The sequence below is a fragment of the Corynebacterium sp. L4757 genome, from assembly GCF_043673995.1.
Classification (GTDB): Bacteria; Actinomycetota; Actinomycetes; order Mycobacteriales; family Mycobacteriaceae; genus Corynebacterium.
In genome coordinates, this window is sequence record NZ_JBIMEN010000016.1 from 1 (window position 1) to 13727 (window position 13727).

Genomic DNA, 13727 nt, shown 5'->3' on the forward strand with positions numbered 1-13727 from the left:
GGCTCCTCTGACGCTTCCGGTGACGCAACCGATGTGGAGATGCCAGAACTCGGTGAGTCCGTCACCGAAGGCACCATCACCCAGTGGCTGAAGTCCGTTGGCGACACCGTCGAAGTAGACGAACCACTACTCGAGGTCTCCACCGACAAGGTCGACACCGAGATCCCATCCCCAGTCGCAGGCACCCTGGTAGAAATCCTCGCTGACGAAGACGACACCATCGACGTCGGCGCAGTTATCGCACGCATCGGCGACGGCAACGCCAAGCCAGCAGCAGAAGAAAAGAAGGAAGAGCCAGCAAAGCAAGAGGCTCCAGCCAAGGAAGACACTCCAAAGGAAGAGGCTCCAGCCAAGGAAGACACTCCAAAGGAAGAGCCAAAGAAGGAAGCTCCAGCTGCCGAGGAGAAGAAGGAAGAACCTAGGAAGGAAGCTTCTTCTGCGAAGGTAAACACCGGCGACAACGTTCCTTATGTCACCCCACTGGTACGCAAGCTCGCTGAAAAGCACGGCATCGACCTCAACACTGTTGAGGGCACCGGTGTTGGCGGCCGTATCCGTAAGCAGGATGTTCTGGCTGCAGCCGGCGAGGGAGACGCACCAGCTGCTGATTCCGCAGCCGCACCTGCTGGTGAGCGCGCTAACTGGTCCACCAAGTCTGTGGATCCAGCTAAGCAGGAACTGATTGGCACCACCACCAAGGTCAACCGCATCCGCGAGATCACGGCGACCAAGATGGTTGAGTCCCTGCAGATCACTGCGCAGCTGACTCACGTCCAGGAAGTCGACATGACCACCGTTGCTGCGCTGCGTAAGAAGGCAAAGCCAAAGTTCGTTGAGAAGTACGGCGCAAACCTGTCCTTCCTGCCAATCATCGTGAAGGCAACCGTTGAGGCTCTGGTGTCCCACCCGAACGTCAACGCGTCCTACAACCCTGAGACCAAGGAAATGACCTACCACGCTGACGTCAATGTTGCGATTGCAGTTGACACCCCACGTGGTCTGCTCACCCCAGTCATCCACAAGGCACAGGATCTGACGCTGCCTGAGATTGCACAGGCAATCGCAGACTTGGCTGACCGTGCACGCAACAACAAGCTCAAGCCAAATGACCTGACCGGTGCAACCTTCACCGTCACCAACATTGGCTCCGAGGGTGCACTACTGGATACTCCGATTCTGGTTCCACCACAGGCTGGTATCTTGGGCACCGCTTTGATTGAGAAGCGCCCAGTTGTTGTGACCGAAGATGGCCAGGATGCAATTGCTATCCGTCAGATGAGCTACCTGCCATTCTCCTACGACCACCAGGTCGTCGATGGAGCTGACGCGGGCCGCTTCATCACCACCATCAAGGACCGCCTTGAGACCGGAGACTTCGAGTCTGACTTCGCTCTCTAATCTCGCCCTTAATGAGGTAAGAAGCTAGAGGCTAGTGCCTGAAACAACAGCCGCTGTTGTGGAGAAATCCACGTCAGCGGCTGTTGCCGTTTTACCACCCCCGCTCTGTGACACTTTCGGGGGTGTGTAATGCTTACAAATTAACCTAACAAGCTTCACTTTTCGGGATTCGTTGATATCCGCGCTGGTACACGCGATAATCAAAAATGTGATGTGGTTCGCCATTACCGCGTGGGGGTGGAAAAGGCGATGGAAATGCGGGTCAAACCATATAATGAGGGGCGTTGACTGCGGTTCGTGGTCTTATTAGCAAGCCTGAACAAATGTTAGTTTCCTCAAAAGGAGTTTGACACATATGGATTTCATTGCCCGCCACCTTGGGCCAGATGCCGATGAATCAAAGGACATGCTGGCGCGAGTGGGTTATGACAGCGTAGAAGCGCTCGTCAACGCAGCTATCCCACGATCCATCCGCACGGAAGCGGACCTCGATATGCCAGCGGCACTGAGTGAGACTGACGCGCAGGCCAAGCTTCGCGCTTACGCTGACAAGAATGTCGTCTTGAAGTCCTTCTATGGACAGGGCTACTCCGATACCATTACCCCAGCTGTTATCCGCCGTGGTTTGGTCGAAGATGCCGGTTGGTACACCGCATATACCCCTTATCAGCCAGAAATTTCCCAGGGCCGCTTGGAAGCTCTGCTGAACTTCCAGACCATGGTCCAGGACCTGACCGGTCTGCCAATCGCTAACGCATCCCTTCTGGATGAGGCATCTGCTGTCGCTGAAGCAGTTGGTCTGATGTCACGTGCGGTCAAGAAGGGCCGTCGTGTTCTGCTGGATGCTCGCCTGCACCCACAGGTTCTGACTGTTGCTGCTGAGCGCGCTCGTGCGATTGACTTGGAAGTTGAAATTGCTGACATCAGTGAAGGCGTCGTCGGCGAAGACCTCGTTGGTGCAGTTGTTGCCTACACCGGTACTGAAGGCGATATCTTCGACCCACGCGCTGTGATTGAGGAAATCCACGGCCGTGGTGGCCTAGTTTCTGTCACCGCGGACTTGCTCTCGCTGCTCTTGCTTGAAGGCCCTGGTGGTTTCGGCGCCGATATCGTTATTGGTTCCTCCCAGCGCTTTGGTGTCCCACTCTTCTTCGGTGGCCCACACGCGGCGTTTATGTCCGTTTCCGACAAGCTCAAGCGTCAGATGCCTGGCCGCCTCGTCGGCGTGTCGGTTGACGCAGAGGGCCGTCCGGCATATCGCCTGGCACTGCAGACTCGTGAACAGCACATCCGTCGTGAGCGCGCGACCTCCAATATTTGTACTGCACAGGCACTGCTTGCCAATGTTGCGTCCATGTATGCGGTCTACCACGGCCCAGAAGGTCTGAAGAAGATTGCTACCCGCGCACATGAGCTGGCAGCTTCCTTCGCAGCTGCTGTTGAAGCACAGGGCCTGGAGATTTCTTCCAAGGACTTCTTCGATACAGTTACCGTTTCCGGTGTTGATGCTCAGGCCATTAAGGATAAGCTGCAGGACGCTGGCTACCTTGTCCGCGCTATTGGTGATGACAAGGTTTCTGTCTCCTTCGGTGAATCCGCTAATGAAGGTGACGTTTCTGTTCTGGCTGATGCTTTCGGTGCATCCGTTGCTGATAGCGCTGACTACCCACTGCCTGAGGCTCTGGTACGTACCACCGAGGTATTGACCCACGAGATTTTCAATAGCATCCACTCTGAGACCCAGATGATGCGTTACCTGCGCAAGCTTGCGGATAAGGACCTGGCGCTGGACCGCACGATGATTCCATTGGGTTCATGCACCATGAAGCTCAACCCAACTGCTGCGATGGAGCCAATCACCTGGCCAGAGTTCGCAAACGTTCACCCATATTCCCCAGAGAACACCACCGAGGGTTGGCGTGCACTCATTGATGAACTTGAGGGCTGGCTGTCTGAGCTAACCGGTTACGCGAAGGTCTCCATCCAGCCAAACGCTGGCTCCCAGGGTGAGCTTGCTGGTCTGCTCGCGATTCGCCGCTACCACGTGGCAAATGGAGACACCAACCGCGATATCGTATTGATTCCAGCTTCCGCACACGGCACCAACGCTGCTTCTGCAACGCTGGCTAACCTGCGCGTGGTTGTGGTGAAGACCGCTGAAGACGGCTCCATTAACCTGGAAGATCTGGATGAGAAGATCGCAAAGCACGGCGAGAACATGGCCGGCATCATGATCACCTACCCATCCACCCACGGCGTATTTGACCCAGAGGTGCGCGAGGTCTGCGATAAGGTCCACGCTGCAGGCGGCCAGGTCTACATTGATGGCGCCAACATGAACGCATTGACCGGCTGGGCACAGCCAGGCAAGTTCGGTGGCGACGTCTCCCACCTGAACCTGCACAAGACTTTCACCATTCCGCACGGTGGCGGCGGCCCAGGCGTTGGCCCAATCGGCGTGGCAGAACATCTCATCCCATTCCTGCCAACTGACGCGGCATCGGATGAACTCGATGCTGCCAACCCAACGCCAGTGGGCAAGGGTGTCCCAATCACCGCTTCCCAGTTCGGTTCCGCAGGCGTACTGCCAATTACCTGGGCTTACATTGCTATGACCGGTGCAGAAGGCTTAACCGATGCCACCGCTTATGCAATCTTGGGCGCCAACTACATCGCGTCTGAGCTCAAGGATTCCTTCCCGATCCTCTACACCGGTAATGAGGACTTGGTTGCTCACGAGTGCATCTTGGACTTGCGCGCGCTGACCGATGCCTCCGGTGTCACCGCAGCAGACGTGGCGAAGCGTCTCATTGACTTCGGCTTCCACGCTCCTACGCTGGCATTCCCAGTGGCAGGCACCTTGATGGTGGAGCCAACCGAGTCTGAGGACTTGGGCGAGCTGCAGCGCTTCATTGAAGCAATGCGCACCATCCGCGCTGAGATTCAGGAAATCATTGATGGCCAGGTCGCATATGAGGATTCCGTCATCCACAATGCTCCATACACCGCGCTGTCCGTGTCTTCTGATGAGTGGAACTACTCCTTCCCACGTGAGAAGGCAGCATGGCCTGTTCCTTCCCTGCGTCTGAATAAGTACTTCCCACCAGTACGCCGTCTGGATGAGGCATATGGTGACCGCAACCTGGTGTGCTCCTGCCCACCACCAGAGGCATTCGATTTCGATGCTGATTCCGAATCTGAGGAGGCTTAACTTATGTCTGAACTACGTCAATCCCCACTGCACGCAGAACACGAGAAGCTCGGCGCAACCTTTACCGCTTTCGGCCCATGGAATATGCCGTTGAAGTATGGCAAGGAGCTCGACGAGCACCATGCAGTACGCAACGCCGCTGGCATGTTTGATCTCTCCCACATGGGCGAGATTTGGGTCAATGGTCCAGATGCTGCCGCATTTATGTCCTATGCACTGATTTCCAACATGGATATCGTCAAGGTCGGCAAGGCAAAGTACTCCATGATTGTCGCAGAAGACGGCGGCATCATCGATGACCTGATTTCCTACCGTTTCTCTGAGACCAAGTTCTTGGTTGTTCCAAACGCCGGCAACACTGATGCTGTGTGGGAAGCATTCAATGCGCGTACCGAAGGCTTCGATGTTGAGCTCAACAATGAGTCCCTTGACGTTGCCATGATCGCTCTGCAGGGCCCTGAATCTGCCAAGATTTTGATCGAGCAGGTTGCTGAGGAATCCAAGCAGGAAGTTGAAGAGCTTTCCTACTACGCCTCCACCATGGCAAAGGTCGCTGGCATTGACACCATCGTTGCCCGCACCGGCTACACCGGTGAAGATGGCTTCGAGCTGATGGTCTACAACGCTGATGCCACCACGATCTGGGAGACCTTCGCTGCACACGAGAGCGTCACTCCTTGTGGCCTCGCAGCCCGTGACTCCCTGCGCCTCGAAGCTGGTATGCCACTTTATGGCAATGAGCTCACTCGTGAGATCACCCCGGTCGAAGCTGGCATGGGCATGGCATTTAAGAAGAAGACCGCTGACTTTGTCGGTGCTGAGGTTCTTCGCCAGCGCCTGGAGGAAGGTCCACAGAAGATCATTACCGCGTTGACCTCTCAAGAGCGTCGTGCAGCACGTGGCGGCGCAGAGGTCTACGTCGGCGACAACCTCGTGGGCACCGTGACTTCCGGTCAGCCTTCACCAACCTTGGGCCACCCAATTGCTTTGGCTCTCATTGACACCGAAGCAAACTTGGAAGAAGGTACTGAGGTTGAGGTAGATATCCGCGGTAAGCGCTACCCATTCACTGTCACCAAGACCCCGTTCTACAAGCGCGAGAATTAATCTCATTCTCCCCCGCTTAAACGCACTCCGTGTATTCAGCCCTTTCGGTTGAATGCACGGAGTGCGGTGGTTTTCACACTCAATATCCCTGCCGATCTATTCGAACTTTCGTTAAGCTAGATATCAACCTTAAGTTTGAAGGTTTCCCGTCCCGCATTACACGCAAGGAGTGTGCACCATGTCTGTTATCAAGATCAATGCCATCGAAGTTCCTGAAGGCCAGGGTCCTGAACTGGAATCCCGTTTTGCAGCTCGTAAGCATGCTGTTGATTCTTCCCCAGGCTTCAAGGGCTTCCAGCTCCTACGCCCCACCAAGGGTGAAGACCGCTACTTTGTTGTGACCGAATGGGAAACCGCAGACGACTTTGAAAATTGGCGTTCCAACCGAGCACCAGCGGAGCACGCCACCGGCCGCAAGCCAGTTGCCACCGGCGCATCCCTTTTGGAGTTCGAGGTTGTCAACCTCGACGAGGTAGAACCAGCAGCGCCCGCCAATCCAGAGGCTTAACAGCTTCCCACCCTCCCCACCTGCTACCAAAGCACTTATCCCCAAAGCCAGCATCCACTTTTAGGTGAAACGTCAACTAAATGTCGGGTATGCTGGCTTTTATGACATTCAAGGCAACTGTCGCAGTAATCGGCGCCGGTCAGGCCGGACTTTCTGCCGCCTATCACCTGGCACGGCGCGGATTCATCTCCGCGCTAAATCCAGATACCTCTGGCGCCGCCGGAGAGGCGCCAGAGACGTTCATTGTCTTCGATGCAGAAAATGCACCGGGTGGCGCGTGGTTGCACCGTCAGGAATCACTAACCATGGCTACGGTCAATGGAATCTTCGACCTTCCCGGCATGGAGCAGGTGGAGATCGACAAATCCACACCGGCACGCGAGGCCGTACCGGATTACTTCACCGCCTATGAAGAACAGATGAATCTTCCCATTATCCGCCCAGTCAGGGTGCGCGAAGTGCGTGAGAATCCTGCTGGCGGCTATATCGTGGAAGTGGCAGACGAAGGTAGATCCGAGTTGGCTGGCTCCACATGGGAAGTAGAAGCGGTCATCAACGCAACTGGTACATGGAATAACCCAGTTCAGCCCGATTACCCCGGCATCGATAATTTCCAGGGACGCCAGCTACATTCCAAGGACTATGTCACCCTCAACGAATTTTCAGGCCAGCGCGTGGCCATCGTCGGCGGGGGAATCTCCGCGGTGCAGTTGCTGGGAGAGGTCTCAGATGTGGCAGAGAAAACTTATTGGTACACACGCACTAAGCCAAAGTTTCGCTCGAAATTCACCGCGGAAGAGGGCGGGCGCCAAACCATTGAAAAGGTCACCGCACACACTGAGGCAGGCAATGCGCCTCGTTCCATCGTCTCTTATACCGGCTTAATCTATAACCAGGATGCCCAACGTGCGCACAAAAATGGCGCACTGCAGCGCCGCCCAATTTTTACGTCCATCTATGAAGACGGTGTCATCGAAGAAGACGGAACCCACGTGGAGCTCGATGCCATCATCTGGGCCATCGGCTTCCGTCCCAGTCTTGAACACCTCGCACCACTCGATCTCTTCAATGACAAAGGTGGAATCGACATCAAGGGAACCGGGGTGATTGGAAAGCCCAACCTGCACCTGATTGGCTACGGCCCTTCACAATCAACGGTGGGCGCTAACCGTGCGGGCCGCGATGCGCTCCTCAGCATCGTCAAAGCACGACGCGCAGCCAAGGTCTAACCCTGACCTAGCGCATCCTCTGCCCAATTTTCACCCATTGCCCGGGATACTTGGAGTAATACCTTTCTCAATACACCCCCACTAGGTGAGTCTTTGGACGCATTTGATGCATGAACAATGCTTCGGTGCGCTAAAGTAAAAGCGAAACGAACCCAATGCATCCCACCCAGGGCAATTCTGCGCGCGGGCGGGGGCACAGTCGATGAAAGGATAGTTCCTCATGGCTAACCTGCCTCAAGAATTTACCTACTCCGAGGATCACGAGTGGATCAATGCCGCTCAGGACGCAATTGTTGGCAACAACGTACGTATCGGCATCACCTCTGTCGCAGCAGACCGCTTGGGCGAAGTTGTCTTCGCTGAGCTTCCTGCAGTCGGCGACACCGTCACCGCTGGTGAGACCTGTGGTGAAGTTGAATCCACCAAGTCTGTTTCTGACCTGTACTCCCCTGTCACCGGCAAGATCACCGCTGTCAACGAAGCTGTGCACGATGACTACGAGGTCATCAACAACGATCCTTTCGGTGAAGGCTGGTTGTTCGAGGTCGAGGTTGAGGAACTCGGCGAGGTCATGACCGCTGAAGAGTACGCTAAGGAAAATGGCGTCGATTAATTTCGGTAATTAACTAAAAACACGCGGCGCAGTTTGCCCCAAGTATTACACTGAAGGGCATGACTGCGCCGCGTGACCCGTTTTTCCCTGCTGATCGTTCCATCCGTGCCTCAGAGAAGCCCATTGAGGTTTCGCACCTCGGGCTCATGGATTACCAAGAAGCCTGGGATTACCAAGCAGATGTTGCCGCCAAACGCGCTAAAGACGAGGTTGGAGACACCATCTTGGTAGTTGAGCATCCAGCGGTCTACACCGCGGGCAAGCGTACTCAGCCGGAAGACATGCCAACCAATGGCCTGCCTGTCATTGGTGTAGACCGCGGCGGCAGGATTACTTGGCACGGCGAAGGCCAGCTGGTGGTCTACCCCATCATCAAGCTTGCCGAGCCCGTGGATGTGGTGGATTATGTTCGCCGCTTGGAAGAAGCCATCATCCAGACCGTGCGTGAGATGGGTGTGACCACCGCCGGCCGTATCGATGGCCGCTCAGGTGTGTGGGTGCCATCCACCACGCAAGCTGCCGACCCTGCTGCATCCAAGCGTGACCGCAAGATTGCAGCCCTAGGCATTCGCATCACCCGCGGAGTAACCATGCATGGTTTGGCACTGAACTGCAATAACGTACTAGATTACTACGATCACATCATTGCCTGCGGTATTGATGACGCAGATATCACCACCCTGGCATTGGAGCTGGGCCGCGACGTCACGTTGGATGACGCCACCGACCCACTCCTCGTTGCGCTCGATGACGCTCTTGCTGGCCGGCTGACCGTAGCCGACCACACCTTCGCTTCTGCCCCTGATCCCATCAAAGTGGCCAATGAGAAAGCCCGGAAGGCCAAAGCACAATCCAACCTCGCGCATTAGGCACGCGCGTTCGCATGCCCGTTGATTCCTCCTGCATGCCCCCGTTTGGGTTCACACTATTGATAATGGAATATTCCTTAAACGGTTTTCATTGGAATACTTAAGGACTCAACCCGACCCCGACAACAGGGTCAATAATCCAAGGTCCGTACTATATTTAGTTGAATTCAAAATCGCACAACACGTAGGGTGGAATTTGTGACTATTAAGCCTGAAGGACGCAAGATGCTCCGCATTGAGAAAAAGAATGCGGAGTCACCCATTGAGCAGAAACCACGGTGGATCCGTAACCAGGTCCGCACTGGTCCGGGTTATGAAGACATGAAAAAGCGTGTTGCTGGCGCTGGCCTGCACACCGTCTGCCAGGAGGCAGGCTGTCCGAATATCCACGAATGCTGGGAGTCCCGCGAAGCTACCTTCCTCATTGGTGGTGACCGTTGTACCCGCCGTTGCGACTTCTGCGATATCGCAACCGGCAAGCCACAGGCACTGGATACTGATGAACCACGCCGCGTAGCAGAAAACATCAAGGAGATGAATCTGAACTACGCCACCATCACCGGCGTGACCCGTGATGACCTCCCTGATGAGGGCGCATGGCTCTACGCTGAGGTGGTCCGCAAGATCCACGAGGAAAACCCTCACACTGGTGTTGAGAACCTCACCCCTGACTTCTCCGGCAAGCCAGACTTGTTGCAGGAAGTCTTCGAAGCTCGCCCAGAGGTCTTTGCTCACAACGTGGAGACTGTCCCACGTATCTTCAAGCGCATTCGCCCTGCGTTCCGCTACGAGCGTTCCTTGGACGTTATCCGCCAGGCACATGACTTTGGCCTGATCACCAAGTCCAACCTGATTCTGGGCATGGGTGAGACCAAGGAAGAGATTCAGGAAGCGCTGAGTGACCTGCACTCTGCTGGCACTGACATCATCACCATTACGCAGTACCTGCGCCCAGGGCCTCGTTTCCACCCAATTGAGCGTTGGGTACGCCCTGAGGAGTTCATTGAGCACTCCCAATACGCAAAGGAAATCGGCTTCGGTGCTGTCATGTCCGGCCCACTGGTTCGTTCTTCTTACCGCGCGGGCCGTCTGTACACCCAGGCAATGAAGGCACGCGGCTTCGAGCTGCCAGAGAACCTCAAGCACTTGGAAGAGACCACTGAGGGCGCAACTGCTCAGGAAGCTTCTTCCCTATTGCAGAAGTACGGTCCTTCTGATGAAACTCCAGTCACCACCCGCATGGGCAAGGCTCCTGCGAATGAGACTAAGGTTTCTGCAACGATCCGCTAATACCGGCTCGGGCCTGTACTCGGCTAAAGCGTGAAACGCGACCGAGTTAAGGCCTGATGACTGCGGCTGCTGCTCGCCCTCAATAGAATGGGTGGGCGGTAGGCCGCAGATTTTTTTGTTTTCCACTGAACACCCCTAAAGTAGGAGCTATGGCACAAGGTCAAGATAAAGCAGCAATGAAAGCTGCCAAGAAGGAAGAGCGCGCAGCAAAGCGCGCAAAGCGTAAAGAGACTCGCGGGCAAATGTGGCAAGCGTTCCAGATGCAGCGCAAGCAGGATAAGGCGCTCATCCCGCTGATGCTGCTGGCCATCTTGGGTATTGGCTTGCTCTTCTTCCTCATTGGCCTGCTCTTTAATGGCCAATGGTTCATGCTGATTCTGGGTCTGGGTATTGGTTTCCTAGTTGCCATGATCATCTTCACCCGCCGCCTTGAGCGCGATATGTATAAGCGCGTTGAGGACCAGCCTGGTGTTGCCGGTTGGGCTTTGGACAATCAGCTCAAGAACACCATTGGTGTGGCCTGGAAGATTGAACAGGGTATCGCCATGACTCGCCAGCAGGACATTGTCCACCGCGTCATTGGTAACCCAGGTGTGGTTTTCGTGGCAGAAGGCTCCAAGCAGCGCCTTCGCCCTACCATGCAGCAGCTGCGTCGACGTGTGGATAAGCTCGCCGGTGGTGTTCCAATCCACGAGGTCTACGTCGGTGATGGCGAAGATGAGGTTCCAGTAGGCAAGCTACGCAATCACATCATGCGTCTGCCACGTAACTTCAACAAGAATGAAGTTTATGCCGTAGCCCGCAAGATTGAGGCTATGGATAACGCACCAGGCCAGATGCCAGGTGTACCAAAGGGCCCAATGCCACGTCAGGCGCAGAACATGGCCGGCATGAACCGCCGTATGCGCCGCGCTCAAGAGCGCAAAGGCAAGTAAAACAACTACATAATCAAAAGCATCCCGCTTCATTGACATGCACTAGACCTTGTGCCGAGAATCAAAGAATTCTTAGCCAATGCATGTGGTGAAGCGGGATGCTTTGTTATTTCTTCCCACTGTTCATGTTGATAGAGAAAAGCCCAGCGAGGCGGCGTTTTCTAAGAGCGGATTACGACAGTGCCGGTTGCACGGTCGTGGATACCGCGACCATCTGCATCCACCATTGCGGCCGGGAAGAGACACGCGGTGAGCAGGGTACGAACAATCCCGCGCCAGATTCCAACGCGGGTACCTGGGATATCCATGCGGGCCACGCCCATGCCCAAAATAGCCATGCCTGGGGTGCGAGCAAACAGGATGCCGCCGATGATGCCCATGCAGACCCACAAAATTAATGTCGCGGTGGAAGTGCCACCCAGCACGCCGGTGAAGCGAACAAGGACGCTTGCGATAAGAAGGCAGAGAATCCAGTCAATAAAGACTCCGGCCGCACGGCGGGATACGGATGCTAATGCACCAGGTCCATTTTCGGGGAAGCCCAAATTTTCACCGGGATAGCGTCCCGGTGCGTCAAAGTCATTCTCACCCGGAATATCGGGCCCATCCATCCAGGTTTTCTTATTCGCCATGACCACCAATCTAGTAGGCCAACCTAAGACTTGAAAGTTCCTTCACCCAACCATGACCAACCCCACTTTATGCAGGGCACAAATGACTGTTCCACCTAATTGGTAGGTGAAAATAAGGGGTGAATTCTAGTGTCTGACAGATAATTCGTTAAAATGAGTTTCGGACACTTTTTCAAGCCGCAATGCGCTCGTTTTCGTGTAGAAGCCACGTTTACGCGCGTAGACTTGTGAGGTAGAAATTATCTTGCGAACTATATTTATTAGGAGCACCCATGGCATTTGCAAGCGTCTCGGAGATAGTTAAGTTTATTGCTGATGAAGACGTCAAATTCGTTGACATCCGCTTTACTGACGTCCCAGGCACGGAGCACCACTTCAGCATTCCTGCATCTGAGTTTGATGAGGATGCTGCTGAAGACGGTATGGCCTTTGATGGCTCCTCCATCCGCGGTTTCACCACCATTGATGAATCCGATATGACTTTGTTCCCGGATCCACAAACCGCACACATTGATCCTTTCCGCACTGAGAAGACCCTGAACATCAAGTTCTTCGTGCATGATCCTTTCACTCATGAGCCTTTCTCCCGCGACCCACGCAATGTTGCCCGCAAGGCCGAGGAATACCTGATCTCCACCGGCATTGCTGATACCTGCCAGTTCGGCGCGGAAGCTGAGTTCTACCTCTTTGACTCCGTTCGCTACCAGGCTGACGCACACCAGGCTTTCTACGAGGTTGACTCCAATGAGGGCTGGTGGAACCGCGGCAAGGAAAATAACCTGGATGGCACCCCTAACTTCGGTTATAAGAACCGTGAAAAGGGCGGCTACTTCCCTACCCCTCCTTATGACCAGACCGTTGAGGTCCGCGACGCCATGGTGGGCGCGCTGCAGGAGGTTGGCTTCAACATTGAACGTTTCCACCGCGAGGTTGGCTCCGGCGGCCAGCAGGAGATCAACTACCGCTTCAATACTTTGCTGCATGCGGCAGATGACATTCAGACCTTCAAGTACGTCATTAAGAACACCGCCGTTGCATTCAACAAGACCGCAACCTTTATGCCAAAGCCCCTGGCTGGTGACAATGGCTCCGGTATGCACGCGCACCAGTCTTTGTGGAAGGACGGCAAGCCACTCTTCCACGATGAGGCAGGCTACGCGGGTCTTTCCGATATCGCGCGTTACTACATCGGCGGTTTGCTCCACCACGCTGGCGCGGTCTTGGCGTTTACCAACCCAACCTTGAACTCTTACCACCGTCTGGTCAAGGGCTTTGAGGCACCAATCAACTTGGTGTACTCCCAGCGCAACCGTTCCGCAGCAGTGCGTATCCCAATCACCGGTTCCAACCCAAAGGCAAAGCGTATTGAGTTCCGCGCGCCGGACCCATCAGGCAACCCATACTTCGGCTTCGCGGCCATGATGATGGCTGGCTTGGATGGCATCAAGAACCGTATTGAGCCACACGCACCAGTGGATAAGGACCTCTATGAGCTTCCACCGGAGGAAGCTGCATCCATCCCACAGGCACCAACCTCCCTGGAGGCGTCCCTCGAAGCTTTGGCTGCTGACAATGAGTTCCTTACCGAAGGCGACGTCTTCACCGAGGACCTTATTGATACCTACATCAAGTACAAGTATGACAACGAGATTGAGCCAACTCGACTGCGTCCTACCCCACTCGAGTTCGAGATGTACTTCGACTGCTAATCACGCTTAGCTAGCTCAACTTTTAGCCCGCGGTTTCCTTTGATGGTTTCCGCGGGCTTTTGGGATCTGTTGAAAGCTTTGCTTGCCGATGCCCGCTCCGTTTCCCTGATGAAATGCGTGTGGACAACGGCTTCTTTTGCTGCCTATGCAGTAACGTCAGGCCTCTAAGTTACTATTGAGCCAGGCTAAGAAAAATTTGCCTCTTCCCTTTTCACCCCTATAGACT

General features: G+C 55.0%; 11 protein-coding genes. 10 read left to right on the forward strand and 1 reads right to left on the reverse strand.

The features are described 5' to 3' along the window. The 9 genes from sucB to ACG98I_RS12560 form a co-directional block, all read left to right on the forward strand. Nucleotides 1-1398, forward strand: a 1398-nt coding sequence (sucB, locus tag ACG98I_RS12520) for a 2-oxoglutarate dehydrogenase, E2 component, dihydrolipoamide succinyltransferase (RefSeq protein WP_394720956.1), incomplete at its 5' end; no start/stop codon positions are given. A gap of 355 nt (nt 1399-1753) precedes the next feature. After that, on the forward strand, nt 1754-4609 hold the full coding sequence (gcvP, locus tag ACG98I_RS12525) for an aminomethyl-transferring glycine dehydrogenase (RefSeq protein WP_394720955.1): 2856 nt from the start codon (nt 1754-1756) through the stop codon (nt 4607-4609). 3 nt (nt 4610-4612) lie between these two features. Beyond that, nucleotides 4613-5716 carry a glycine cleavage system aminomethyltransferase GcvT gene (gcvT, locus tag ACG98I_RS12530; protein WP_394720954.1) on the forward strand — a complete coding sequence of 368 codons (1104 nt, stop codon included), beginning with the start codon at nt 4613-4615 and terminating at the stop codon, nt 5714-5716. Between the two features lie 178 nt (nt 5717-5894). Next, nucleotides 5895-6224, forward strand: a complete 330-nt coding sequence (locus tag ACG98I_RS12535) for an antibiotic biosynthesis monooxygenase family protein (RefSeq protein ID WP_394720953.1) — start codon at nt 5895-5897, stop codon at nt 6222-6224. A gap of 101 nt (nt 6225-6325) precedes the next feature. Further along, nucleotides 6326-7453 carry an FAD-dependent oxidoreductase gene (locus ACG98I_RS12540; RefSeq protein WP_394720952.1) on the forward strand — a complete coding sequence of 376 codons (1128 nt, stop codon included), beginning with the start codon at nt 6326-6328 and terminating at the stop codon, nt 7451-7453. A 220-nt stretch (nt 7454-7673) separates the two neighbouring features. Beyond that, nucleotides 7674-8066: a glycine cleavage system protein GcvH gene (gene gcvH / locus ACG98I_RS12545; protein WP_394720951.1), complete on the forward strand. Its 393-nt coding sequence runs from the start codon at nt 7674-7676 to the stop codon at nt 8064-8066. Nucleotides 8067-8125: 59 nt separating this feature from the next. Beyond that, complete coding sequence (lipB, locus tag ACG98I_RS12550; protein ID WP_394720950.1) at nt 8126-8935, forward strand: lipoyl(octanoyl) transferase LipB; 810 nt, start codon at nt 8126-8128, stop codon at nt 8933-8935. Nucleotides 8936-9160: 225 nt separating this feature from the next. Continuing rightward, complete coding sequence (gene lipA / locus ACG98I_RS12555) at nt 9161-10225, forward strand: lipoyl synthase (RefSeq protein WP_394720957.1); 1065 nt, start codon at nt 9161-9163, stop codon at nt 10223-10225. Between the two features lie 149 nt (nt 10226-10374). Beyond that, nucleotides 10375-11160, forward strand: a complete 786-nt coding sequence (locus ACG98I_RS12560; protein ID WP_394720949.1) for a DUF4191 domain-containing protein — start codon at nt 10375-10377, stop codon at nt 11158-11160. A gap of 161 nt (nt 11161-11321) precedes the next feature. Here ACG98I_RS12560 and ACG98I_RS12565 read toward each other — a convergent pair whose 3' ends face one another. Next, on the reverse strand, nt 11322-11792 hold the full coding sequence (locus ACG98I_RS12565) for an RDD family protein (protein WP_394720948.1): 471 nt from the start codon (nt 11790-11792) through the stop codon (nt 11322-11324). 272 nt (nt 11793-12064) lie between these two features. On the opposite strand from ACG98I_RS12565, the gene glnA reads away from it, so the two are divergent. Continuing rightward, on the forward strand, nt 12065-13501 hold the full coding sequence (gene glnA / locus ACG98I_RS12570) for a type I glutamate--ammonia ligase (RefSeq protein WP_394720947.1): 1437 nt from the start codon (nt 12065-12067) through the stop codon (nt 13499-13501). The last annotated feature ends 226 nt before the right edge of the window (nt 13502-13727 follow it).

What these genes read in the sequence shown, in the direction of transcription:
- gcvP (WP_394720955.1), top strand. Translation starts at nt 1,754, where the DNA reads ATGGATTTCATTGCCCGCCACCTTGGGCCAGATGCCGATGAATCAAAG.
- gcvT (WP_394720954.1), top strand. Translation starts at nt 4,613, where the DNA reads ATGTCTGAACTACGTCAATCCCCACTGCACGCAGAACACGAGAAGCTC.
- ACG98I_RS12535 (WP_394720953.1), top strand. Translation starts at nt 5,895, where the DNA reads ATGTCTGTTATCAAGATCAATGCCATCGAAGTTCCTGAAGGCCAGGGT.
- ACG98I_RS12540 (WP_394720952.1), top strand. Translation starts at nt 6,326, where the DNA reads ATGACATTCAAGGCAACTGTCGCAGTAATCGGCGCCGGTCAGGCCGGA.
- gcvH (WP_394720951.1), top strand. Translation starts at nt 7,674, where the DNA reads ATGGCTAACCTGCCTCAAGAATTTACCTACTCCGAGGATCACGAGTGG.
- lipB (WP_394720950.1), top strand. Translation starts at nt 8,126, where the DNA reads ATGACTGCGCCGCGTGACCCGTTTTTCCCTGCTGATCGTTCCATCCGT.
- lipA (WP_394720957.1), top strand. Translation starts at nt 9,161, where the DNA reads ATGCTCCGCATTGAGAAAAAGAATGCGGAGTCACCCATTGAGCAGAAA.
- ACG98I_RS12560 (WP_394720949.1), top strand. Translation starts at nt 10,375, where the DNA reads ATGGCACAAGGTCAAGATAAAGCAGCAATGAAAGCTGCCAAGAAGGAA.
- ACG98I_RS12565 (WP_394720948.1), bottom strand. Translation starts at nt 11,792, where the DNA reads ATGGCGAATAAGAAAACCTGGATGGATGGGCCCGATATTCCGGGTGAG.
- glnA (WP_394720947.1), top strand. Translation starts at nt 12,065, where the DNA reads ATGGCATTTGCAAGCGTCTCGGAGATAGTTAAGTTTATTGCTGATGAA.